This is a genomic window from Alkalihalobacillus trypoxylicola, assembly GCF_001590785.1.
GTDB classification, from domain to species: domain Bacteria; phylum Bacillota; class Bacilli; order Bacillales; family Bacillaceae_D; genus Alkalihalobacillus; species Alkalihalobacillus trypoxylicola.
In genome coordinates this window covers 1-24224 of the sequence record NZ_LTAO01000007.1, presented here as the reverse complement: position 1 = coordinate 24224, position 24224 = coordinate 1, and the positions used below count along the sequence as shown (strand labels likewise).

Annotated in this window: 21 protein-coding genes; 12 read left to right on the top strand and 9 right to left on the bottom strand. The window is 37.1% G+C overall.

Translation table 11 applies throughout. The features are described from left to right. Nucleotides 1-8 precede the first annotated feature (8 nt). Nucleotides 9-1025: an ABC transporter substrate-binding protein gene (locus AZF04_RS05540; RefSeq protein WP_061947898.1), complete on the top strand. Its 1017-nt coding sequence runs from the start codon at nucleotides 9-11 to the stop codon at nucleotides 1023-1025. 107 nt (nucleotides 1026-1132) lie between these two features. Here the strand turns inward: AZF04_RS05540 and chrA are convergent, their stop codons facing one another. Then, on the bottom strand, nucleotides 1133-2341 hold the full coding sequence (chrA, locus tag AZF04_RS05535; RefSeq protein WP_061947897.1) for a chromate efflux transporter: 1209 nt from the start codon (nucleotides 2339-2341) through the stop codon (nucleotides 1133-1135). A gap of 128 nt (nucleotides 2342-2469) precedes the next feature. Beyond that, nucleotides 2470-2625, bottom strand: coding sequence for a hypothetical protein (locus AZF04_RS21125; RefSeq protein ID WP_156479506.1), 156 nt, complete (start codon nucleotides 2623-2625; stop codon nucleotides 2470-2472). Nucleotides 2626-2978: 353 nt separating this feature from the next. On the opposite strand from AZF04_RS21125, the gene pflB reads away from it, so the two are divergent. Together pflB and pflA are read left to right on the top strand one after the other, a co-directional pair. Further along, nucleotides 2979-5204, top strand: a complete 2226-nt coding sequence (pflB, locus tag AZF04_RS05530) for a formate C-acetyltransferase (RefSeq protein ID WP_061947896.1) — start codon at nucleotides 2979-2981, stop codon at nucleotides 5202-5204. A gap of 39 nt (nucleotides 5205-5243) precedes the next feature. Beyond that, complete coding sequence (gene pflA / locus AZF04_RS05525) at nucleotides 5244-5981, top strand: pyruvate formate-lyase-activating protein (RefSeq protein ID WP_061947895.1); 738 nt, start codon at nucleotides 5244-5246, stop codon at nucleotides 5979-5981. A gap of 159 nt (nucleotides 5982-6140) precedes the next feature. Here the strand turns inward: pflA and AZF04_RS05520 are convergent, their stop codons facing one another. Both AZF04_RS05520 and AZF04_RS05515 read right to left on the bottom strand, forming a co-directional pair. After that, nucleotides 6141-7163 carry a Gfo/Idh/MocA family protein gene (locus AZF04_RS05520; protein WP_061947894.1) on the bottom strand — a complete coding sequence of 341 codons (1023 nt, stop codon included), beginning with the start codon at nucleotides 7161-7163 and terminating at the stop codon, nucleotides 6141-6143. Between the two features lie 19 nt (nucleotides 7164-7182). Further along, nucleotides 7183-7941 (bottom strand): sugar phosphate isomerase/epimerase family protein, encoded by a 759-nt coding sequence (locus tag AZF04_RS05515; RefSeq protein ID WP_045488866.1) that lies wholly within the window; start codon nucleotides 7939-7941, stop codon nucleotides 7183-7185. Nucleotides 7942-8163: 222 nt separating this feature from the next. Here AZF04_RS05515 and AZF04_RS05510 point away from each other — a divergent pair, with 222 nt between their 5' ends. Both AZF04_RS05510 and AZF04_RS05505 read left to right on the top strand, forming a co-directional pair. Beyond that, a complete protein-coding gene (locus tag AZF04_RS05510) occupies nucleotides 8164-8715 on the top strand; it encodes a helix-turn-helix domain-containing protein (protein WP_235599930.1) in 552 nt (183 codons plus the stop codon). A gap of 402 nt (nucleotides 8716-9117) precedes the next feature. Next, nucleotides 9118-9474, top strand: a complete 357-nt coding sequence (locus AZF04_RS05505) for a cupin domain-containing protein (protein ID WP_061947893.1) — start codon at nucleotides 9118-9120, stop codon at nucleotides 9472-9474. Nucleotides 9475-9642: 168 nt separating this feature from the next. Here the strand turns inward: AZF04_RS05505 and AZF04_RS05500 are convergent, their stop codons facing one another. The 4 genes from AZF04_RS05500 to AZF04_RS05485 form a co-directional block, all read right to left on the bottom strand. Beyond that, nucleotides 9643-9984: a DUF1801 domain-containing protein gene (locus tag AZF04_RS05500; protein WP_061947892.1), complete on the bottom strand. Its 342-nt coding sequence runs from the start codon at nucleotides 9982-9984 to the stop codon at nucleotides 9643-9645. A gap of 163 nt (nucleotides 9985-10147) precedes the next feature. Next, entirely contained in the window at nucleotides 10148-11407 is a 1260-nt protein-coding gene (locus AZF04_RS05495) for an RNA polymerase sigma factor (protein WP_061947891.1), read from the bottom strand. After that, complete coding sequence (locus AZF04_RS05490) at nucleotides 11404-11838, bottom strand: YciI family protein (RefSeq protein ID WP_061947890.1); 435 nt, start codon at nucleotides 11836-11838, stop codon at nucleotides 11404-11406. The genes AZF04_RS05495 and AZF04_RS05490 overlap by 4 nt, the downstream gene beginning before the upstream one ends. A 94-nt stretch (nucleotides 11839-11932) precedes the next feature. Further along, a complete protein-coding gene (locus tag AZF04_RS05485) occupies nucleotides 11933-12745 on the bottom strand; it encodes an alpha/beta fold hydrolase (protein WP_061947889.1) in 813 nt (270 codons plus the stop codon). 636 nt (nucleotides 12746-13381) lie between these two features. Here AZF04_RS05485 and AZF04_RS05480 point away from each other — a divergent pair. The 3 genes from AZF04_RS05480 to AZF04_RS21115 all read left to right on the top strand — a co-directional run bounded on the left by AZF04_RS05480 (nucleotide 13382) and on the right by AZF04_RS21115 (nucleotide 20286). Continuing rightward, nucleotides 13382-13729 carry a VOC family protein gene (locus AZF04_RS05480; RefSeq protein WP_061947888.1) on the top strand — a complete coding sequence of 116 codons (348 nt, stop codon included), beginning with the start codon at nucleotides 13382-13384 and terminating at the stop codon, nucleotides 13727-13729. 1129 nt (nucleotides 13730-14858) lie between these two features. Then, nucleotides 14859-19961 carry a pectate lyase gene (gene pelA / locus AZF04_RS21120; protein WP_064504067.1) on the top strand — a complete coding sequence of 1701 codons (5103 nt, stop codon included), beginning with the start codon at nucleotides 14859-14861 and terminating at the stop codon, nucleotides 19959-19961. Next, a complete protein-coding gene (locus AZF04_RS21115) occupies nucleotides 19927-20286 on the top strand; it encodes an LPXTG cell wall anchor domain-containing protein (RefSeq protein ID WP_061947887.1) in 360 nt (119 codons plus the stop codon). The genes pelA and AZF04_RS21115 overlap by 35 nt, the downstream gene beginning before the upstream one ends. Nucleotides 20287-20672: 386 nt before the next feature. On the opposite strand, the gene AZF04_RS05465 is transcribed toward AZF04_RS21115, so the two are convergent. Beyond that, entirely contained in the window at nucleotides 20673-21506 is an 834-nt protein-coding gene (locus tag AZF04_RS05465) for a PaaX family transcriptional regulator C-terminal domain-containing protein (protein ID WP_061947886.1), read from the bottom strand. 139 nt (nucleotides 21507-21645) lie between these two features. Here AZF04_RS05465 and pdhA point away from each other — a divergent pair, with 139 nt between their 5' ends. The 4 genes from pdhA to AZF04_RS05445 all read left to right on the top strand — a co-directional run bounded on the left by pdhA (nucleotide 21646) and on the right by AZF04_RS05445 (nucleotide 24185). Beyond that, nucleotides 21646-22674 carry a pyruvate dehydrogenase (acetyl-transferring) E1 component subunit alpha gene (pdhA, locus tag AZF04_RS05460; RefSeq protein ID WP_061947885.1) on the top strand — a complete coding sequence of 343 codons (1029 nt, stop codon included), beginning with the start codon at nucleotides 21646-21648 and terminating at the stop codon, nucleotides 22672-22674. Between the two features lie 169 nt (nucleotides 22675-22843). Continuing rightward, nucleotides 22844-23395 (top strand): signal peptidase I, encoded by a 552-nt coding sequence (gene lepB / locus AZF04_RS05455; protein ID WP_412459197.1) that lies wholly within the window; start codon nucleotides 22844-22846, stop codon nucleotides 23393-23395. 60 nt (nucleotides 23396-23455) lie between these two features. Next, complete coding sequence (locus tag AZF04_RS05450; RefSeq protein ID WP_061947883.1) at nucleotides 23456-23668, top strand: hypothetical protein; 213 nt, start codon at nucleotides 23456-23458, stop codon at nucleotides 23666-23668. 85 nt (nucleotides 23669-23753) lie between these two features. Further along, nucleotides 23754-24185 (top strand): DinB family protein, encoded by a 432-nt coding sequence (locus AZF04_RS05445; RefSeq protein ID WP_061947882.1) that lies wholly within the window; start codon nucleotides 23754-23756, stop codon nucleotides 24183-24185. Nucleotides 24186-24224 lie beyond the last annotated feature (39 nt).

Sequence of the window (24224 nt, the reverse complement as noted above, 5' to 3'; positions counted from 1 at the left end):
CTGAAAAGATGGGAATTTATAAAATTGTAACTTCCTTCATTTCTGTTTCTCTTCTTTTTGTTTTATGCTCCTGTGGTGTTAATACCGAACCATCCAGAAACTTAATAGTATACGTTGGTCTATATGATGATTTAGCCATAAAAGCGATGGAATCCTTTGAAAAAGAAACTGGTATAAATGTAACTCATTACCGAATGTCAAGTAGTGCTATTTTAGAGAAAATAAGAGAAGAAAAAGATGAGCCAATTGCTAGTGTTTGGTATGGTGGACCTAGTGATACTTTCATTCAGGCAAAAAGTGAAGGTTTGCTTCAGCCATATATTTCACCTAATGCTGCTTTTATTTCAGATGAATACAAAGATACTGAAGGATATTGGACGGGAATATATGTCGGATCTATTGCGGTTGTAACAAACCGGTCTTGGCTACAAGACATTGGATTGACACCTCCTCAATCTTGGCAGGATCTTTTGGAGCCAGAATTTCGAGGAAGAATTACGGTGCCCAACCCTTCTCATTCAGGAACGGGTTATACCATTCTATCTACTTTGGTTCAGTTAATGGGTGAAGATCAAGCCTTTGATTATTTAGTCAAGCTTGATGAAAATATAAATACTTATACGGCTTCAGGAAGTGCTCCGGGACGAATGGTAGGAATGGGAGAGTCAGGTGTCGCCATTATGTTTGCACATGATGCTCTTAAATTTTATAAAGAAGGTTTTCGCGATATTCATATTTCCTTTCCTGCTGAAGGGACGGGTTATGAAATTGGAGCAGTTGGATTAATTAAAGGAATTGAAAATCTAGAAGAGGCGAAAGCATTTATAGACTGGTCATTAACCAAGCAAGCGCAAGAGATTGGGAAGCAAATGGGCAACTATCAGCTTTTAACGAATGAACAAGCGATATCACCAGAAGAGGCTTACTATTTAACGGAATCCAATATCATTAGTTACGATAAAGAATGGTCTGGATTACATCGAGATTATTTGTTAAAAAGATGGCAGGAAGAAGTCATTCAATAGTGATTTTTTATCGCATTCATTTTAAATATTAAACCCAAAACCTTTAGAGAAAGTGGGGGTCACTCCCAAAGGTTTTGGGTTTTTTAGAAATTTATAATGTCATCTCGTTAAAATCCATAAATAATAAATCCTGCAAGAGCTCCAATTATAACGATGAGCCAAGGTGGTTGTTTTAAAAAGACAAGTAAGCTAAATAAGACGGCTGCTAATGCAAAGTCAACTGGACTTACGATTGCGCTTGTCCAAATAGGTGCATAAAAGGCTGAGATTAAGATACCTACTACGGCTGCGTTAATTCCCATTAGAGCTCCTTTTAATTTAGAATGCTGTCTTAGAATATCCCAAAAGGGTAGGGTCCCTAAAATTAGAAGAAAAGCGGGTAGGAAAATAGCGAATGTGGCTAATAAACCACCACTCCAGCCACCCATTATCGTTCCGATATAGGCTGCAAAGGTAAATAATGGACCTGGTACTGCTTGAGTCGCTCCATATCCAGCAAGGAAATCCTCTGCGCTAATCATTCCGCTCGGAACAAATTCTTTTTCTAATAATGGTAAAACAACATGTCCACCACCGAATACAAGTGAACCAGAGCGATAAAAGCTATCAAACATAGCAATCCATTGAATAGAGGTTAATTCCTTTAAGATAGGAAGGAATAGTAGTAAGCCAAAAAAGATACTTAAACAAATGAGAGCCCATTTCTTTGAAATAGGGTATATAGATGTTGTTTGAGTAGAGTCGGATTGATTGACGTTTTTGTATAATAAAAATCCAATAAAAGCCGATAAAACGATCCCAATCATTTGAGCAAAAAGATTGGGCCATAGTAGGGTCAGTAGTAATGCAAAAAGAGCAATTAACTTTCTTTTAGTATCTGGAGTTAAATTTTTTGCCATCCCGAGAATAGCATGAGCGACAATGACTACCGCTACTATTTTAAGCCCGTGGATCCAGCCAGAATCGTCTACAATTCCTTGGTTGATTAAAATAGCAAATACTATTAATGCTAAAACGGAGGGGAGCGTAAACCCTAAAAAAGAAATAATACCACCGATGATTCCCCCACGAATAATCCCAATCCCAATTCCTACTTGACTGCTTGCTGGACCGGGTAAAAACTGAGAAAGCGCAACTAAATCACTGTAATTTTGTTCATTTAGCCATTTTTTCTTTCTAACATATTCTTCATGAAAATATCCTAAGTGAGCAATTGGACCACCAAATGAGGTTAAGCCAAGTCTTGTGGATACGAGAAGTATTTGCAGCCACTTTTTAAGCTTCGATGTCTCTTTTTCCTGATTATAATCATTCATTTTTAAATCATCCTAACCTTTAATATAAAAATGTATATGTATTTGTTAATCATTGTACTATTAGACTATCATAGGGAAAGTTTCGTATAAATATGATTATTGTAAACGTTATGTAAAATTTTTTTCTTTTACATCATATGGTTGATTAGAAGCTGATTTTCCGCTCTCTTAATGGAATACATCAATTTCTCGATTAAAGGATGGATAGACATTTCCTCATATTCATCCTCTTCTTCAGCGGCACCTAACATGTGTGGAATCATTCGTTCATGAGTATTTCTCATCCTTATGTTTGCCTGTTAATACCTTCTAAAAAATGATTTTCTATTTAGGCAAGCATAAAACAGGAAATAAGATTAAAGATAAAACTGTTATATAAAGTAGATAGAAATATAATATAACAGATATTTTGTTTATTTTTGGAAAATATTTTCAGTGAAATTACAATGAAAAAGTATAACGCTTTCAAATATGATAGGTAAAGGGATAAATTAATTTGTGATAAATTTCACAATAGGTTCACATTTTTGCTACAACATTCAATATTTTTCATAGTATGCTATAAATATAAAGCTGTTATATTCGAAATTTGAATATCTGTTATGTTTTTTATTCCAAACTATGAGGAGGAAGGACTATGAAACATTGGCAATCATTTAAAGGCGAATCTTGGAAAGAAGAGGTAAATGTTCGAGAGTTTATTCTAGATAATGTGAACACATTTGAAGGGGATGATTCCTTTTTAGAGGGACCAACGAAAGCAACCACTTCCCTTTGGAAACAGATAATGGATTTATCTAAAGACGAGCGACTTCGTGGTGGCGTGTATGATTTGGATACGAATGTGGTATCTTCTATCACTTCACATCAGGCAGGTTATTTAAATCAAGATTTAGAAAAGGTGGTTGGTGTACAAACGGATGCACCGTTCAAACGTTCTCTAATGCCTTATGGTGGAATAAGAATGGCAGAAGCTGCAGCAGAGTCATATGGCTATAAAGTAGATGACGAGATATCAAAGATATTCTCGGATTATCGAAAAACTCATAATCAAGGGGTTTTCGATGCTTATACGGATGAAATGAAGATTGCTAGAAAAGCGGGAATCATAACGGGTTTACCAGATGCTTATGGTAGGGGGCGTATAATAGGAGATTACCGAAGGGTAGCTCTATACGGTACCGATTTCTTAATCAAGCAAAAGCAAATTGATAAAAAGGAAAGTAGTCGGACGATGACCGAAGATAAAATTCGTCTGAGAGAAGAAATAACCGAACAAATAAGAGCTTTGCAAGAATTAAAGCAGCTAGGAGAAATATACGGATTTGATTTATCTAATCCAGCATCTAATGCAACGGAAGCTTTCCAATGGCTATACTTAGCTTATTTAGCGGCTATTAAGGAGCAAAATGGTGCAGCAATGAGTCTAGGAAGGGTTTCAACTTTTCTTGATATCTTTATAGAGAGAGACCTAGAAACAGGTGTACTAAATGAAAAAGAAGCTCAAGAGCTCGTCGATCATTTTGTGATGAAGCTTCGGTTAGTTAAATTTGCCCGTACTCCTGATTATAATGAGCTATTCAGTGGTGACCCGACGTGGGTGACAGAATCAATTGGAGGAGTGGCCTTAAACGGTCAGCCACTCGTAACGAAGAATTCATTTCGTTTTCTGAATACACTTACTAATTTAGGTCCTGCTCCTGAACCGAATTTAACCGTATTATGGTCCACTCAACTACCGGAAGGCTTCAAGAAATATTGTGCAAAAATGTCAATAGAATCGAGTGCTATTCAATACGAAAATGATGACTTGATGCGTGCTGAGTGGGGAGATGATTATGGAATTGCTTGCTGCGTGTCCGCCATGAGAATCGGAAAGCAAATGCAATTCTTTGGAGCGAGAGCTAATTTAGCCAAAACCTTGTTATATGCGATAAATGGCGGAGTAGATGAGAAGCTTAAAATTCAAGTTGGTCCCAAAATGCAGCCCATTACGTCAGACATTATAAGTTATGAAGAAGTAATGAGCAATTTTGAAGGGATGATGGAATGGTTAGCTGAATTATATATTAATACCTTAAACATTATTCATTATATGCATGATAAATATAGCTATGAACGAATTGAGATGGCGCTTCATGATTCGGACATTTTGAGAACAATGGCAACCGGAATTGCTGGTTTAAGTGTTGTAGCTGATTCTTTAAGTGCGATTAAACATTCGAAGGTGCATGCTATTCGAGATGAAAATGGTTTAGCGGTTGATTATTATGTCGAGGGAGACTATCCGAAATATGGTAACAATGATGACCGTGTCGATTCAATTGCTGTAAATGTGGTCAAAACCTTTATGAAGATGCTACAAAAGCATCAAACCTATCGTCAATCTCAAACGACAACATCTGTATTGACCATTACTTCAAATGTAGTTTATGGAAAAAAGACTGGAAATACCCCAGATGGTCGAAGAGAGGGAGAACCATTTGCACCAGGAGCCAATCCTATGCATGGCAGAGACACTAAAGGAGCGCTCGCTTCCTTGAATTCTGTTGCCAAAATTCCTTACTCTTATGCTTTAGATGGAATTTCTAATACCTTTTCTTTAGTTCCAAAAGCTCTAGGGAAAGAAGAGGAAAATAAAGTGAATAACTTAGTAGCACTACTTGATGGATATTCAGAGAAAAAGGGACATCACCTAAATATTAATGTATTTAATAGAGAAACATTATTAGATGCTATGGAACATCCTGAAGAATACCCTCAATTAACGATAAGAGTTTCGGGCTATGCTGTGAATTTTATCAAGTTAACGAGAGAGCAGCAAATAGATGTCATTAATCGTACTTTTCATGGTGCAATATAAAGTATTCGTGAAGATAGATTGAAAATGGAGGGAGATACGATGAACGGTAATATTCATTCAATCGAAACATTTGGAACGGTAGATGGACCTGGTATTCGTTATGTGGTTTTTCTACAAGGGTGTTTATTAAGGTGCCAATTTTGCCATAATGCGGATACTTGGGAAATTGGATCAGGAAGAGAAATATCGGTGGATGAGATTATGAACGATTTAGAGTCGTATCTTCCTTTTATCAAGGCATCTAAAGGGGGCATAACCGTTAGTGGAGGAGAACCTCTTCTGCAACCGTCGTTTTTAATAGAGCTTTTTAAAGAATGTAAAAAAAGAGGTATCCATACGACCATTGATTCGTCGGGGGGATGTTTCTCGAGAGAGCCAAAATTTATGGCTGAGCTCGAAGAATTACTAAATTATACAGATTTAATTCTGCTAGATTTAAAGCATATTGATGAAAAAAAGCACCGCAAATTAACTGGGAAAACCAATCGTCATATTTTGGAGTTTGCAGAGCTACTTTCAGATAAACAAATTCCAGTATGGATTAGGCATGTTTTAGTACCAACAATAAATGATAACGAGAACGATTTACGGAAGCTTTCAGCGTATATTAAAACTTTGAATAATGTAAAGAAAATTGAAATTTTACCCTATCATAAACTAGGAGTATATAAGTGGGAGGCTTTGGGGTATCGATATCCATTAGAGCACATTGAACCACCAAGTGAAAGTAGTGTAGAAAAAGCAAACTTGATTTTACAAGGTGGGTCTCACGCATGAGTTCAGACTAGTAAATCGAATTTCTTTTCGAATGCATCTATTTTGAAATCAGATGGATTATGTACCTTCTTTAACCTATAAGAAAGACCCTCCGTACCTATCAATTCGTTCATAATTGAATAGATACAGAGGGTCTTTTTCATTCAACGGTGAGATTTATTAATTTTCTAGAATTCCATCAGGTTTAAAATAAACCATTCTCTGTTCTTGAGAAGAAATATAGGCAGCTTCAAGTAAAGAGATTGTTCTTAAATTATCCTCGCAACTATTTGAAGCATTTTCATTATTTTCTATAGAAAGTAATAATTCATTTAAACCATTAAAGGCTGAATCCGCTTTTAAATCCTGACCTCCTTGTGGATCTTTCCAAGTCTTAACCGGATTTTTAGCTCCCACTTCGAATAATGAAATGTCATTGTAATCAGCCACAATAGTACCTGAAGTTCCAATAATAATTAGTTGGTTACTTCCGTAGCTTGAAGAAAAGCTTTGCATATAAGAAACGGTCACTCCATTTTGGAAAAGAATTTGTACAGAAGCATCTGTATCACCAACACATTGGACGTTTGGGGAAGAATGTGTTTGGCATACTAGGCTTTTAGCTTCGCTGTTAAGTATTAGTCTAAACCCATCAAACCAGTGAACCCCCATGACAGACATGGAATTTCGCTCACATTGTGTTCTCCAACCCTGATCCTGACGATAAAAAATATCACGAAAATGGACAGCCGTGATGGCTCCAATCTGATTTTCAGCAATTAAATTTCTAATAAAATGAAAAGGGTAGTGACTTCTGAAGTTTTGGTTAATACTTATAGGTACATTATATTTTTTTGCCATATGATCAATTTCTATTGCTTCTTTTAATGTTTCCGTAAATGGCTTTTCGCAAAAGATGGGAATTCCTGCTTCAATTAATGGAAAAATGACCTCTTTTCTAATGACAGATGGCGTACATACAATGGCTACTTCTACTTGGCTATTTTCAATAAAATCATCCAAATTTGTATATCTTTGCTCGATATTGTAAAAGTCAGCTCTCTCTTTTAATGTTTCAGAATTAGGATCACATATGGCTGTTACCTTTACACGATTTTCATTCTTTTTTAATCCATCTAAATGCATTCTTGTGACATTTCCAGCTCCAACAATTCCTATACGATAACATTTATTTGTAGACATATTCATGACACCCTTTCTTTCAGTTTGAATGTGTTAGACCTTCTTTCATGAAAGATAAACAATCTTTCATACCTGTTAAGATATCACTACCGCTTTCTTCGTCAGCAGATACCCAGCCGTGATAGTTAATTCCATGTATGCTATTAAATATGGGTTCGAAGTTTATTTCGCCTTCCCCGAGAATTTTCCAATCACCATTTTTAAAATCTTTTAAATGGAAGTTATCAATATGATCTTGAAAATTGTATATTAGTTCATCAATATCTTTTATCCCTGAAGCATAAAGGTGTGCAGTGTCTACTGTTAAATTAATAGATTGGTCTCGTACTTTATCAAAGAATAAATCAAAGTCTCTTCTGTACATAACGGGTTGATTATAATGATGGTGAAGAGAGAGTTTTACACCATATTTCTCAAAAGCCTCTTGACCTAAATCAGAAAGTTGAATGGCGAATTTGCCTAAATCATCATCAGATACTTCTTTTCTCGGTACACCGTGGCAAAAAATGATTCGTTCTACCCCAATTTTTTGACTGAATAAAAAGAGTTCCCTCAACTCATTTTGATTTTTTTCATCTAATCTTCCTCCAGCAATTAATCCAGAAGCCACTCCTTTAAAGGTACCAAATAAATCTAAAAACTCTTGGGGGTTGTGAATATAAGGTCCGTATTGAGCATACTTTAGCTGAAGTCCATCATATCCAATAGATTGATAGTTTTTAATTAACGTGTTCATATCTTCGGTGGTGGTCGTAGGTCTCGAAAATGCGAACTTCATAATCTTTTCCTCCTTTTTTGAAAAACAGAAAGCGTTTACAAGTAACTCTCCTTTTCGTTAGTTAAGTTTAATTCAACTTAGTTGAATTTGCAATAATATATTTGAATTAGAATAAACTTTTTATAAGAATTAGTGTATAATAAAGGGAGAATACTTGCTGTTTGATGGAGTATAAAAGGGATTATTATACTCCATCAAACTTAAATAGAAAGGAACATTCAATTGTCAATTGCTAAAGATTTAGGAATGAAAATTCGTCGTATACGTAAACAACAAAACCGAACATTGGAGGAGGTTTCTTCCCTTTGTGGCTTTACTAAAAGTCTTTTATCAAAAATCGAAAATGGGGCAACAACACCTCCTATCGCGACATTAATGAAAATTTCGGAAGCCCTTGGAGTGACTGTTTCCGACTTGTTAGAAGATAATAAAGAAAGTGGAACCGTTTTTACTCAGACAGATAGTTATAAGGATCCTGATAGCTGGATCAAAACAGAAAATGGATATTCTTTTTATGCTTTCGCAACGAGACGACAAGATAAAATTATGCAACCATATTATTTTGTAGCAAAAAAAGGAGAAGTAAAAAAGCATGTTCTCTCACATAATGGAGAAGAATTTTTGTTTGTTCTTGAAGGGCAAATGAAGTATAGAGTAGGTAGTATAGAATACACTCTTGGACCGGGAGATTCCATTTACTTTACGTCAATAGAAGAGCATACGTTGACGCCTATTTCAGAGGAAGTTAAATATTTAGCCGTTTTTAGTATTTGAGTGAATTTCATAATGGCTCTATAAGCGAATGAGACCGAACGTTTCTTATAAAATATGTTTTAAACTTTTGTGAATTAATTTCTTGATCGAAACGGTAGGTAGTGACTCCCAAAGGATCAGCGCAGTCTGAAGATCTACTCTGACGACCCGCTAAATGTCAGAGTTAGCTGAAGACAGGCCCTTGGGAAAGCATCTACCTAAAGTGAAAATCAAAACCTAATCGTTCGGTTTTCATTATAAGAAATGAATGATGAAATTGATTCATTTAATAAATTCTTTTGTTAAATTCCGATAATAGGCTTAAATCAAAAAAAGTTGCTCATAAAAAAACTCTTGTTTTATTCAACTTAGTTGAATAATATTATAATTAGAACTTGTAAAATAAATAGGAGGGATTTTCTTATGGCAACAATTACAAATTTAAAGGATGAGAAACACGTATTAGATATGGATTGGGGGAAAATACAATGGCTATGTGGTGCAGAAATTGACCCAGAGAGCCAGATGACTTTTGGAATGGTATATATTGAGGCTGGTAAAGAGAACCCAAGACATATACATCCGAATTGTGAAGAATTAATTTATGTATTATCAGGGGAGTGTGAACATTCTCTTGGTGATGAGATTCATCATCTTAAACCTGGAATGATGTTAAGAATCCCCCAAAACGTTCCTCATAATGCTGTGGTAACGAGCTGGGAGCCTTGCCGTATGATGATTATGTATTCTTCCCCAAATCGGGAAACAGTTGGAGAATAATGCGGTCATAGCAATGGTTTTTAAGTAGTTTGGATACGGAGGGCGAAGAATATTGTTGCCTGGCTCCTATAATCAATTGGAGCCAGGTATTTTAGTTTTGACTGTATTTGTTTTAAATTTGTGTCTTTTTGCCGATTCAGACAAGTAATGCGTTTATTTAACTTATATTTAAAGGGAAACAGTAGCTTGACTAACTAATTTGGTAAGTTGTTCGAAATTTATTGTATCTCCTTTACTAAGCTTCATCGTTTTTCTATTTTCCGGTCCATCAAACTGGCCTTCAGGAAGCTCTAAAGTATCTGCATTAAAAATGGTAAAGCTGACTGCTATTTTTGATGTTGAAATCACAGCTGCGTACTTTCCGTTTTTTAAAAAATGTGGTTTCTTGTATTGAATACGCTCATTTACATCGGGTATTGCATGGTGGACAACCTCTCTTAAATTTGTCGCAAGTTCTTTCTGCCAAGGTTCTTTTAATGTATCAATAAAAGTGGTTATTTCTTGGTTCATTTTTATATACAATCCTTTCCGTTAATATATTGATAAATAAATTCTCCATATTTAGTAACATTGACTTCTGCTTAGGGTAATTTCTAAATATACCTAATATGTCTTTGCTTCTTGCAAGAAATGCACTTTTCTAGGACAGGAATATAGACAAATGGCAGTCCCACTATTCTAATATTCCACATTCCTTCGCACGATTCAGTAATAGAATTCTTTCTCTCTCATTTTGTGTCATTGATGCAGCACGTTCAAATTCCGCTCGTGCGTCTTCGTATCGACCTAGCTTATTTAAAAAATCTCCTCGAACACTGGGCAGAAGATGATATTTTTTAAGGTAAGGGTCAGATTTTAACTCGTCCACCATAATTAACCCGATTTCTGGACCAAATGCCATGGAAATGGCAACTGCACGATTTAATTCAACAATTGGGGAGGGCATTACAATGGAAAGTGATTCGTAAAGAGCAGCTATTTGGTGCCAATTGGTTTCTTCTGGAGTTCGCGCCTGAGAGTGGCAGGCAGTGATGGCTGCCTGTAAGAAATAAGGTCCAGGGGAACGTCCTAACTTCCGACTACGTTCTAATGCTGATAAACCACGGCGAATCAATAATTGATCCCAAAGTGCCCGATTTTGATCTAATAGAAGGATGGGTTCTCCTTTCGAATTAATACGAGCTCTAAAGCGGGATGATTGAATTTCCATTAAAGCAACTAGCCCATGCACTTCCGGTTCAGAAGGTACGATTTCGGCAAGAACACGCCCAAGTCTCAATGACTCTTGACATAATATGGGGCGCATCCAATTTTCTCCAATAGTGGCTGAATAACCCTCATTAAACATAAGATAAATGACTTCGAGTACAGTCGAAAGGCGGTTGTTAAGTTCTTCTTCAAGAGGTACCTCAAAAGGAATCTTTTTTTCCTTGAGTGTTCCCTTAGCCCGGACGATTCTCTGAGCAATTGTTGATTCTGCAACAAGAAATGAACGTGCAATTTCTGCCGTAGTAAGTCCACATACCAAACGCAATGTTAAAGCAACTCTGGCATCCTGTGATAATATGGGGTGACTGGTCATAAAAATTAAACGAAGCAGTTCATCACCGATTTCTCCACTCAGAACATTCTCTATATCTTCCTCAATAAATAATCTTGTATCATTTGCAATTTCCGTATATTTTTGTTCAAGAACCTTCGTTCTTCGTAAGTGATCAATTGCCCGCCGTTTGCCCGTCGTCATTAACCATGCCCCAGGATTATCTGGTATTCCAGTATGCGGCCATTTTTCAAGAGCAATTACTAAGGTATCTTGAGCCAGATCTTCGGCAAGACTGACATCGCGCACCATTCCTGTTAACTTTGCAATAAGGGTAGGAAACTCAATGCTCCATATTGCTTCAATAGTTCGTTTGGTTTTGGAAAAACTCACTTCTTTTTTTGCGCTTCTATTTGTTCACGAAGCGCCGCTTCTTTTTCCAGAATTTCTGGGTTCTGTGTTAAGTCTACTGGCTCAAATACCTGTCTAAGCTCAATTTGTCCCTGCCCGAATCCATGTGGATCTGGCATCCTTAATGCCCATTCAATTGCTTCTTCTCTTGATTTCACTTCAATAAGTGTATAACCAGCAATTAATTCCTTTGCTTCTGTAAATGGACCGTCTATAATCTTTGGTTTTCCACTATGTTCCGAATAGGAAATTCTAATCCCATTTGAACTAGCATGTAATCCATCGCCTGCTAATAAAACACCAGCTTTGACCAATTCTTCGTTATATTTTTGCATAGCTTCAATAAGCTCTTTACTTGGCATTTTACCTTCTTCTGAATCCGTAGTTGCTTTAACAATCATCATAAATCTCATTTTCAAAACCCTCTCTATTTATAGTAAGTATCATTCTTTTAAAGCAAATTTATTAAGTGAATGAATTATCCGATCATTCACTTTAATATACGATTTAGTGATTTTCTGTAAAAAATGTCAAAAGCTCGTGAGAGATTTTTTTTGTATGAAGCTTCTTAGTATGGCCTAACCCTTTTTTACTCACTAACTGTGAATGGGGGAGTACGCTTGCCAATGCTTTTGCACTATTGCGAAGAGAGCTGGGACTCTCTGTCCCTTCGAGCACCAATGTAGGTATCTGAATACTACTCCAACATTCAGTAGATAGTTCCTTTCCATCCATATAACCATCTAACAAAGCAGCGTCATAGGGAAGTGTATGTGCAACCGCCATAAGCTTAGACCACACACCTGGCATAATGCGCATCATACTCACAACAAGTGATGGAGCACCCATTCCCTTAACCATAAAGTACTTAATAGCTTCATCTCTGTTATTTTTAGAAATGAGACTCGTAAGATGCGATCTGAAATCTTTTGGTGCCTTACGATCCTCCTCCTTCACCACGAACGGTGGCTCGTGTAAAGCAAGCTTAGTAATGCTTTCCATCTTTTTTGCTGCTAAGAGTGATAAAACAGCTCCAGAAGATAATCCCCAAATATAAGCTGAACCACCTGCTTCATCAATCAATGACTGAAGATCTTCAATCTCTCGATCAACATGATATGGTTGTGTATCACTACTATCTCCTCGTCCACGGCGGTCATAGTTGTAAACCGTAAAGTGCTCAGACAACAAATTAGCTAATTCCACTTGTTGTGTGAATTTTCGGTAGCTGAAAGCGCCTGCTACAAGAATAAGAGCGGGCCCTTGGCCAATTTTGTCATAAGCGATTTTCGTGCCGTCTTTTGATGTAACAAAATACATAACTTTTCCCCCTTTAACTTTTATTTGAGTACTTAAAATTCTAGAGTTTATATTTGCCCCTAATAATACGACGAAACTATATAATGATAATCGACACATTTATAAAAAAATTCTATAAATGAGTGAATTTCATCATTGCTCTATAAGTGAATGAAACCGAAAGTTTCTTATAAAATATGTTTTAAATGTTTGTGAATTAACTTGTTGATTGTAACAATAGGTAGTGACTCCCAAAGGATGAGCGCAGTTTGAAGATCCACTCTGACGACGCTCTGCATAGTCAGAGTTAGCTGAAGACAAGCCCTTGGGAAAGCATCTACCTAAAGTGGAAATCAAAAAACAAATCGTTCGGTTTTCATTATAAGATATGAATGATGAAATTGATTCAAATATATTTCTTGAAAAATTTACATGATGTTACATTCTCTAATTTTTTCAGAAACCCTTTAAAATAAACGGTAGTTGGTCCAAACAAAGTCGTTCCGTTTGATTTGTGAAAGTTTTCTAATTCTGATGTTGAACGCAGATGTTCTCCTCGATGAAGGCAAAGCCATTTTATCGATACTCGAGAGCAATAGATACATGATGATTAATACAGTAAGATGAAAGTGTGAAGAAAGAAGGGGGCGTTTTTGCGTGAAGATGATAGCGGCGATACCTAGATTTCCTGTTAGCCTTATACAAGAAAGTATTCTTTTTTATCATAAAATGGGCTTTGAAATCGTTTATAGTGATTCAGAATATGCCATCCTGAGCATGGATAAAGTGGAGATTCATTTGTTTAAGTGGTCAGAAACAGAGGGAATATCGAAGTTAGTCGCACAAAGCTGCCGAATTCATGTGAAAAAAGTGGAGCAATTTTACGAGAAGTATAAAGACATGAATATCATTCATCCTAATGGAGTCTTAACGAGACAGAACTGGGGAGAGCTTGACTTCACCATTATTGATTTAGACAATAATGCTATTAATTTCTTTCAATAATTCCTATTGTATTCATTCTAAAAAACAGGTAATAAAATGTCGAGCAAAAAAATGAGTCATCCGGTAGCAAAGCTTTTATATGAGATGTACTCGTTATACAATTCAGAACTCTGTCTTAACAAGAACAAAACTTTGCAACATGATTGAATATATTCCTGATGACCAATGGGAAGTCATTTTTACGATTAGTGAGTCTACTCTTTCTTTATACGAATATTTTCAAAGTCTAGCCGAACATGATCTTCATCATTTTAACCACATCAAAAGAAGTAATCTTATTTAAGTGAGTGAATTTCATAATGGCTCTATAAGTGAATGAACTTGTTGATTGAAACGGTAGGTAGTGACTCCCAAAGGATCAGCGCAGTCTGAAGATCCACTCTGACGAAGCTCTGCGTAGTCAGAGTTAGCTGAAGACAAGCCGAAAGCATCTACCTAAAGTGAAAATCAAAAACCTAACCGCTTTTGGTTTTCATTATAATTGATTCAAGTATAGAGGTGAAAAAGGAGGGCCTATAAGGGCTAGGAGTGCTTGAAGTTTGTCTATCAAATTATTCAGTGATAATAGATTGAGCATTCTTAAGTTATGTTTGTTTACCATTTCTACAACTAATAGATTTTTTTGTTCCAAGCTGTTATTAACCGATTTTTAAAGCAACAATTATGGTAGAGTGAGGAACAGATGTTGTCAATGCCTGCTTTTATGACAACTTATGGTTCTTATAACCTCGATGTTCTTAATTAATGGAATAGAAATACAATTAGATGTTCAAACTTCTATCGCGCAGGCTGTGTTGTTTTCGGAGTAAACATCACTTGCGTTAAAAGAACGATCTCGTTTTCTACAAGAAATTGTTATAGTCATTCATCTTAAGGTTTTATTCAATTTTCACCAATTCGTAGAGGTTATTATATTAGCCTACTTATAACCTTGATAATCATTTCATAAGGTTATTGATTCAGAACTAAAAATGAATACAATCCAACTATTTTGTTTGTATGGTATCGAAAAAATGTGTGTTACACTCTCGTTTGTAAGCGCTTCCGAATGTCGTCGACTTTCAGCAAAAAAATCAAAGATGTCTTAGTCTGACGAAACGGGAGAAAAAACAATGAGAGGGGAAAGTGTATGCTCAAACAGTGTAAAAGAGTTGGAATACTTGCATTGGCCTTTATGATTTCCTTCATGAGTGCTTTGTCATCAGGGGCCCACGTTTTTGCTGAAAACAAAAACAGTGAGGAACGTGTTGTTTTTTTTGAAACAGATTTTAATCAGGACGAAGTAGGGGAAGTTCCGGCTCATGTAACCGTTAATGAGGCTGGGGGGACTGTTCGTGTTGTCGAGGTTCCAGACGAAATGAATAAAAGTGTCTTCTTAGATGATACGAGTGAAACAACTCATGTGGCACTTTCTAAAAAAGTAGAAAAAGTAACAGGTGAAGTGTCGGTTGAAATGTTATTTATGCAGCCAGAATATACAAGCTCAACAAAAGTAATGCGCTTAAAAGGCGACAAAACAGCGGCAACAATTGAAACAAAGGATGGACAAATCAATTATCGAACAGGAAATGATTTTCAACCTTTAGTAGAGGTCGAGGAAAATCGTTGGTATGCGCTTAAAGTAATATTAAATATTCCTGCGCAAACAGCGGATGTATATGTTGATGATGAGCTGAAACTTGAAGGAGCTCCCTTTGAACAAGATATAACCTTTTTTAATTTTATTGAAACCTTTACGTCAAACAGTTCAACAAAAGGGCATTATGTTGATGATTTAATCATATCTGTTTTTTCACTAGAAGAAGTTGAATTTTCAGAAGAGTCAGATATAACTGAACCAGACCAACCAGAAGAACCCAATCAACAAGAGGAAGTAGAAGAAGTAGACGAACAAGACGAATCTGACCAAGTAGAAGAAGTAGCTAACGAGACAGAGGAACCAACAGAGCCAGTTGAAGAAGGAACAAGCAGACTCGGCATTTATGAAGCAGAGGATGCGTTGTTTGAAGCAGCAATTATTGATAACAAACATACAGGATTTACAGGAACTGGATTTGTTGATTATGTGCCGAATGCGCCAGGTGGCTGGATTGAGTGGACGGTTAACGTGCCAGTTGATGGTCAGTATTCCTTAGGCTTCCGTTATGCACATGGTGGTACGGATTTACGACCAAAAGAAATCCTTGTAAATGATGAAGTGGTTGAAGAAGAGCTTGCCTTTGATCCAACAGGTGGCTGGGCTGTCTGGGATTATTCCGACATGGAGGCGACTTTAAAAGCAGGGGAAAATAAGATTCGAGCAATAGGGATTGCGCCAAGTGGTGGTGCAAATGTTGACCATCTTAATGTGAATCTGCTCTGGGATGAGATTTATGAAGCAGAGGATGCGTTGTTTGAAGCAGCAATTATTGATAACAAACATACAGGCTTTACCGGAACCGGATTTGTTGATTATGTACCAAATGCGCCAGGTGGCTGGATTGAATGGACAGTTGATGTTCCTGTTGAAGGGGAATATTCGCTTGATTTCCGTTACGCACATGGTGGTACTGATTTACGTCCGAAAGAAATTGTATTAAATGGAGAAACAATTGAAGCAGAACTAGCTTTTGATCCTTCAGGTGGTTGGGCAGTATGGACGTATTCTTCAATGAAAGCCCAATTAAAAGAAGGAGAAAATAAAATTCGAGCAATAGGGATTGCGCCAAGTGGTGGAGCGAATGTCGATCATTTGCGAGTTCATACAAAGTCAGAAAGGAACGACGGAGAGCCGGTTGAATCAGAATATGTTGAAGTAGGAGAAATTGTTAGTGGCTTGCAGCTACGAACATTAGAAGAAGTGGGACTTGTTGTCGCGCAAGAAGCAGCAGATGAAAAACCGATTACAAGACTTGAATGGATGGCTCTTGTTAATGATGTATTCGGTTTTGTGAAAGATGAGCCTTATAAAAATTTACGTTTGGATTCTGAAAGCTGGGAAGTAACAGAAGACAAATGGTATGCCTATGTGGTCGAAGCAGCTTTTGATGCGGGCTATATGCATGGACTGGCGGAAAACGGAAAAATTTCTCCTGAAAAAGTTATGACCGTGCAAGAAGCAAATCAAGTTATAGCAGCTCTCGAACAATCAACAACAGATTCAAATGATCAATCCCAATTAACAAGGGGTGAAGCAAGAGAGCTTTTAAATGAGCTTTCTGTAACGGGCACTGAACATGTAGAAATCGTCGGTGTTCATACAGTCGCAACGAATTTACTTGCGGTGACGTTAAACGGTCGATTTGATTCGTTTGATTTTAACGACTTGCAAGTAGTGGCACCAACAAGAAATTGGGCCTTGCTCTCACCTGGTTTTCAACCGCTACGAATTGATAAAGCTGCACAAGGAATCAATCAGTTTGGTCAGACGGTGTTAATTCTTCACAGTTTAGACGAGTGGGACAAGTATGGAGAGCTTGAATTAGAAAAAATCGAAACAAGATTTTCAGGGGACCTTGAAAAAGCCTTAATAGAAGCTGACAATTTGTTAACATGGCAAATGGACCACGGTGGTTGGACGAAAGACTGGCCACATATGTATACACGTCCTTGGAATGGTAGTGAACCAAAGTCAGGATGGGTGAACAATGGTCAAGATTTAGGAACGATTGATAATGATGCGACTATTAGTGAGATTGTCTTTTTGTCTCAAATGTATGAAGAAACCAAAGATGAAAGGTTCAAAGAAAGTGTTGAGAAAGGCTTTGAGTTCCTCTTTAAACTGCAATACGAATCAGGAGGATTTGCTCAAGTATATCCAGCACGAGGAAATTATTCCGATTTTGTAACCTTTAACGATGAAGCGATGATTAATGTTCTTGAAATGTTTGATGATGTGCTTGAAAAACGCTATCCATTTCATGGAGATGTAATTGATGAAGCCTATTTTACAAGAATCAAGCATTCAATGGACATAGCGATTGATTATATTTTAAAAGCACAAATAAAAGCTGATGGAAAACTGCAAGTATGGGGTCAACAACACGATCCGGTAACATATGCTCCAAGAGAAGGGCGCGCATATGAACATCCTTCCAATTCTGCTTCTGAATCAATTGGAGTGATTCGCTTTCTCATGTCTAGAACGCAAACGGATGAAGTAGAGCGAGCGGTATTAGGGGCACTCGAATGGTTAGATGAGGTGAAGCTGGAAAATACACGCTACGTAAGTGGTGACCCGGAAAATATTTATTTTCATGACGATCCGAATTCAACCGCTTGGTATCGTTTTTATGAAGTGGGCACCAACAAAGGAATTTTCTCTGGGCGTGATGGTGTGATTAAATACGATATTCATGAAATTGAAGAAGAACGGAGAAATGGCTATTCATGGGGTGGTCATTGGGCCACGCAAATTTTGGATGTCGCGAAAAACATCGGATTTTTTGATGATAAAGTGTTTGTTCAAGTGAAAAACACACAATCCGTTGACAAAAAAGGGCGCACATTAGTGAAAGATCAAGTGGCTCAATTAAAAGGGGAAACAAAGGAAATGGAGAAAGACGAGTATTTGCTGACAGTTGCCAAAGATGGAAGCGGTGATTATGAAACGGTCCAAGCAGCGATTGATGCGGTACCTACAAATAATCAAAAACCAGTAACCATTTTCATAAAAAACGGCACGTATAAAGAAGTCGTGACGGTTCCTAACAATAAACCATATATAACTTTGCTTGGTGAAAGCCAAACAGAAACCATTCTTACCTATGATAACTGGGCAGGGAGAGACAATGGGGTAGGAGGCACAATTGGAACAAGTGGAAGTTCGAGTGCTTTTTTACGAGCAAGTGACTTCCGTGCAGAAAATTTAACATTTGAAAATTCATTTGATGCAAATTCAAATGTCGAAGGAAGACAAGCTGTTGCTGTTTATGCAAGTGGTGAGCGAATGCATTTTAAAAATGTCTCCTTTACTGGAAACCAAGATACGCTTTATGCGCATTCTGGAACTCAGTATTATCAAAATGTATATGTAGAAGGAGATGTTGACTTTATTTTCGGAGGAGCTCGTGCGGTCTTTGAAAATTCAGTGATTCATTCTCTTGATCGAGGTTCTAGCACTAACAATGGTTATGTTACTGCAGCAAGCACATTGCTTTCTGAAGAGTATGGCTTCCTTATTTTAAATAGTGAGCTAACTAGTGATGCAGCTCCGGGCACGGTTTATTTAGGAAGACCATGGCCAGCAGGTGGAAATCCAGAGGCGCGAGGCAGTGTCGTCTTTATGCATACGGAATTAGGAGATCACATTAAAGAAGAAGGATGGACTTCGATGAGTGGCTTAGCGCCTGAAGATGCTAGACTTTTTGAATATCAAAACAAAGGCCCAGGTGCGGTAATCAATGATTCAAGAAGACAGCTAACAGATGAAGAAGCTGCCAAATGGACAGTTGCCAATGTATTAAAAGGCTGGGACCCATCAGAAGGTGGTTCAGGTGGAGAAGAGCCAGGTGATGGTGATGGAAATGACCCAGGCGAGGAAACACCTGAGAAAGAGTTTGAAGAAATCGTTATCTTCATGGAAGATTTTGAAGGATTTACTCCAGGAACAGAGCCAGAAGGATTTATGATGACTGGTGATGCGGGCGTTGTAGTTGAGCTTGAAGGCGCAAGCAAAGTCCTACATCTTCCCGCATCAGGAAATAGCAATGGTTTTGTTAAGGAATTTGAAAAACAAGATGGAATCGTGTTAGCTGAATTAGATTTTATGCAGCCAACAAGAGCAAATGCGACCGTTGTGCTCACACTTGCTGACGAAGAAGGAAATGACTTAATTCGAATTGAGGCACGTAACCATCTGTTCAGTACGAGGTTGCCAGATAATAGCTTTAAAGCAAGCACCGTTGAAAACATCAATGAACAATGGAGAAATGTTCGTGTGGTCGCTGATATCGAAACGCAGACATTTGATTTATTCATAGATGACGAGCTTGTTTTTGAAAAAGAAGCTTTCTACCGCGAAGGAAAGAATATTGCTCAAGTGAAGTCAATTACACCAGGAAGCAGTGAGAGAGATCACTACGTCGACAACTTAAAAGTAAGCAAGCTAGTAGAAGTAGCAGGAGAAGATGATGGAGCAGGAGGAGATGACGGAACAGGAGGAGATGACGGAACAGGAGGAGATGACGGAACAGGAGGAGATGACGGAACAGGAGGAGATGACGGAACAGGAKGACGGAACAGGAGGAGATGACGGAACAGGAGGAGATGACGGAACAGGAGGAGATGAGGGAACAGGAGGAGATGACGGAACAGGAGGAGATGACGGAACAGGAGGAGATGATGGAGCAGGAGGAGATGATGGAGCAGGAAAGAATGATGTAAACAAAGGAGACAAGCATTCGCCTGGAAGTGGGCAAAAGGTAAACAATGAATCAGGAAACAAAGGGTCTGGGAATGGCATTTTACCGAATACGGCAACGTCGATGTACAGTTGGATGATGATTGGCGTTATGTTAATGACCGTTGGTGGAGCGTTATTTATCCTCCGAATGAGAAAAAAAACGGAAAAGGAATAGCCGATTTAGATGTGAGCAAAGCTGATTTGAAAAATAAATAGATGAGAATGGGAGGTTTCGAATCTTCCCGTTCTTTTTTACGTTTCTCATTCAATAATTAAGGTAAAATTGATTATTTATTTTTTTTGCGGATGCTGGAATGGTGATTTGTTCGGGTATGCGATAACTAAAAAAGGTACAATCGAACGTAATGATATATATGTATGGAATCATGAAGATATAGTCGGATGTGAATTTCAGCTTCATTGAAGGACTTTATTAAAGAATGGCTGACAGGAGAAATAGCTGTATGATAAACGCTTAAAGCTTTAATAACTTTGTCTGATATTTACTTTTATCAATTTCATAGCTGATGGACTGAAGATACACATAAAATCATCGTATCTTCAGTTTTTTTTGTATTCATTGTTCTTTCCTACAAATACTGAATAATCCCCATCCTTTTCTAATATTTTAGCGAATGAATGAAGGAGATTTTCTATTTCAAATAATACCTTAGTGCCAATCCAGCTACCTGGTAAAAACTCTGGAGGAAGCATAGGATCCTTTGTAATTAATTCATCTCTTAGTTCTTTTAATAGCAAGAATTGAGCAAAAGTAGTAAGTAGATTGGATGAAGGTTTTATTGCTAATTGATTATGAAGAGAGTAATGCTCATCTAGCCACGCTTTTTTTTCGACATATATATCAGCTATAGATGGTAAATTCCAAATTTTTTCTGCGCTATTCGGTCCTGGAGTACCTTCTGGATTAATCGGGTTAAGAATAAACGTATCACCCATTAAGATTGTAATGTAATTTTCAATTTCCAACGAATCAATCAAATCAAATAGCTTATGGCGAATGTCCCAAGGGTAAACATAGACACTTTTATATAATTGTCCAAAGCCTAAACGAATTAATTGATTTCGAAAAGCATCTCTTTTCTTGCGGAGTTCCTCAGGGATTTCCAGCATGACAAATATCCAATTGTTATTCCATTTCTGATGGTAAAAGTTTTCCTTATTTCTCAAAACGTGATAGGATTCCAACCCTTTAGAAGTTAAAGAATAACATCCGCGCTGAACAGTTGAAAGGTAAGACAGCTTTTTAAGTTTAGTTAAAGCATTTCTCGTTGTCTGATTAGAATAGTTTTGGGCCTCAAAAATTTGAATAATTTCTTTTCCTTGCATTTCTTTCTTTTTTGATAGCAGAAACATAATTTGGTCTTCTAATGCCACTTTTCTCACCTCCATTTGAATCATAGCGGATTTAATTAAAATTTTCACTATTTCTTTTAATAACCATTGACGAGCTACTCATTTAATAATAACATAATTTTAACGAACGAAAAAATAATATTATAAAAGGTGGCGCGCAATGAATAATCATAATAGTGAACAAAACGGTTGGGAAACTTTACAGGTTTTAAATGAGGCTGGTGAAGTAGTCGATAAGAGCTTAATGCCTTCATTGACAGAAAAAGAGCTGGTAGAAGTAATGGCCAGGATGGTATATGTAAGAAAGCTAGATGAAAGGTGCATTTCTTTAAGCAGACAAGGTAGATTAGGATTCTACGCTCCAGTTGCGGGACAAGAAGCTAGTATGATAGGCTCCCAATTCTCGTTAGACCCAAACGATTGGATTCTTCCTGGGTATCGTGATTTACCACAAATTCTTTTTCATGGAGTGCCATTGTCACAATTATTTCTATGGTCAAAAGGACATTTTAAAGGAGGGCAAATGCCTAAGGGATTAAATGTTACTCCTCCACAAATCATTATTGGTGCCCAAATTGTTCAAGCCGCGGGGATTGGATTAGGATTAAAGAAAAGAAAAAAGGCAAACATTGCGATTACTTATACAGGAGATGGAGGCTCTTCACAAGGAGACTTTTATGAAGGGATGAACTTTGCAGGTGCATTTCAAACTCCTACAGTTATTATTGTGCAAAATAACCAGTTTGCGATTTCGACACCATTTGAGAGGCAGACTGCAGCAAGGACCATTGCTCAAAAATCAGTAGCAGCTGGTATAAAAGGAGTAAGAGTAGATGGCATGGACGTTTTAGCTATGTATGCAATCACGAAAAAAGCAAGATTGGATGCTCTTCAAGGAAAGGGACCTACCCTGATTGAAGCATTAACCTTTCGTTTTGGACCTCATTCAACATCAGGAGATGACCCGAGCAAATATCGCGATAAAGAATTAGAAGAGAGCTGGAGATTAAAGGACCCTTTACACCGATATCGTTTGTTCTTAGAAAATCAGAAGCTATGGTCAAGTGAAGAAGAGAAGAAATGGGAGGAAAAAGCAGTAGATGATGTGAAAATCGCCATTAAAAAGGCTGAATCAGCTAAAAAGCAAAGCATATCTGATTTAGTAGAAAATATGTTCGAAAAGAAGTAGACTATTATTTTTTAGTGTTTATCTATTTTCAACAAAAAATATACGGTGAAATGGTAGAAAAGTTTCTAGTGAATGGTATGATAAATATAAATGCTTTTCGCTAGAAAAAAAGATAAGGGCTATGTTTTTAATGGTTTAAAAACGCTTTTCTTTTCAAGGAGGAATGGTTTTGGAAGACAATATGAAAGAGGAATTAAAATCATGGGCTACATCTATTGCGGTAGGTATTGTCATTGCCTGCTTATGTAAAGCCTTTCTTTTTGCTCCTATGACGGTTTTTGGTGAATCGATGTCTCCTACATTTGAGGATCAGGATCGACTCATGATAAGTAAGATTACTTCGATTGAAAGGCTTGATGTGATTGTTTTTGAAGCTCCTAATATGTTAGAAGAGAGATATATAAAGAGAGTCATAGGCTTGCCAGGTGATCGAATTGAGATGAAGAATGATCAGTTGCTCGTAAATGATGAAATAATCGAAGAGCCTTATATATGGGGAAATGGCGATGATAAGTTTCTCGGGAAAATAACAGAGGATTTTACACTAGAGGAAATGTTTGGAGTTTCAGAAGTACCTAACGGCATGTACTTTGTTCTTGGTGATAACCGTCGCAGAAGTCTTGATAGTCGTAACTTTGGATTTATATCTGAGGAGATCGTCATAGGTGAAGTGAAGCTTCGCTTTTATCCCTTTTCGAGTTTTGGTTTTCCTAGTGAATAACAGAGATAACATTAGAACCATTTAGAAATGAGTGTTTTTTTAGAAAGGGGTGTTATTTGCATGTATTTTATCTCGTCTGTTCTCTCGTTAATTTTTTTAGCAGTGGCTGGAGTGCTAATTTTACAATTAGTTATTTCCACAAGAAAAATAAAACGTGGTGGCCCGATTTCTGAAGAGCTTGCTACCAAATCAAGAAAAAGATTAAAATATATAAGAACGCTGTTATTGTATGGAATTGTGTTAAGTATAATGGCTATTTATTTTAGCCCTTAAACAAATGATGACTTATTGAGGTCTGCACTTTGTGATGCTGGCCTATTTACTTGTGAGAAGGTCTTTAGTACAAGGAGGGGATTCAATGGATATAAAAGGACTTGAATATGCGATTGGAATGACGAATCAACTTTCAGAAACGATCTCCATTGAAAAATGGGATGAGCCGTTAATGAAGGATATTGGTACACTGAGAAAGCTATTTGTCCATCTTGTACGGGTAAGAAACATTTATCGAGATGGATTAGAAACAGGGGTATTAGCCTTTCCTGGGGTCAGACCACAGAAATCAGTCGATTTAAAGAATGAGTTACATATAAGCAAAGAGCAACTTATCAAAGCATTTTTAAGTACGAAATGTACGACTGTGGCCTTTCATGATGAAATATTGACGGTTGAGGAAGTCTACAGTATGGCGATTCAGCATGAAGGAATTCATCAAGGGCAATTTGCCGTGGCTCTTCAAAATAAAGGAATAGAATTGCCACCAACTTGGAAAAAAGATTGGAACTTATAACTTTTTATACCTAAGTGAATTTCATCATTGCTCTATAAG

Bases quoted from the DNA above. Each gene is read 5' to 3' on its own strand.
- AZF04_RS05540 (WP_061947898.1), top strand. From the start codon at position 9: ATGGGAATTTATAAAATTGTAACTTCCTTCATTTCTGTTTCTCTTCTT.
- chrA (WP_061947897.1), bottom strand. From the start codon at position 2,341: ATGAATGATTATAATCAGGAAAAAGAGACATCGAAGCTTAAAAAGTGG.
- AZF04_RS21125 (WP_156479506.1), bottom strand. From the start codon at position 2,625: ATGAGAAATACTCATGAACGAATGATTCCACACATGTTAGGTGCCGCT.
- pflB (WP_061947896.1), top strand. From the start codon at position 2,979: ATGAAACATTGGCAATCATTTAAAGGCGAATCTTGGAAAGAAGAGGTA.
- pflA (WP_061947895.1), top strand. From the start codon at position 5,244: ATGAACGGTAATATTCATTCAATCGAAACATTTGGAACGGTAGATGGA.
- AZF04_RS05520 (WP_061947894.1), bottom strand. From the start codon at position 7,163: ATGTCTACAAATAAATGTTATCGTATAGGAATTGTTGGAGCTGGAAAT.
- AZF04_RS05515 (WP_045488866.1), bottom strand. From the start codon at position 7,941: ATGAAGTTCGCATTTTCGAGACCTACGACCACCACCGAAGATATGAAC.
- AZF04_RS05505 (WP_061947893.1), top strand. From the start codon at position 9,118: ATGGCAACAATTACAAATTTAAAGGATGAGAAACACGTATTAGATATG.
- AZF04_RS05500 (WP_061947892.1), bottom strand. From the start codon at position 9,984: ATGAACCAAGAAATAACCACTTTTATTGATACATTAAAAGAACCTTGG.
- AZF04_RS05490 (WP_061947890.1), bottom strand. From the start codon at position 11,838: ATGAGATTTATGATGATTGTTAAAGCAACTACGGATTCAGAAGAAGGT.
- AZF04_RS05485 (WP_061947889.1), bottom strand. From the start codon at position 12,745: ATGTATTTTGTTACATCAAAAGACGGCACGAAAATCGCTTATGACAAA.
- pdhA (WP_061947885.1), top strand. From the start codon at position 21,646: ATGAATAATCATAATAGTGAACAAAACGGTTGGGAAACTTTACAGGTT.
- AZF04_RS05450 (WP_061947883.1), top strand. From the start codon at position 23,456: ATGTATTTTATCTCGTCTGTTCTCTCGTTAATTTTTTTAGCAGTGGCT.
- AZF04_RS05445 (WP_061947882.1), top strand. From the start codon at position 23,754: ATGGATATAAAAGGACTTGAATATGCGATTGGAATGACGAATCAACTT.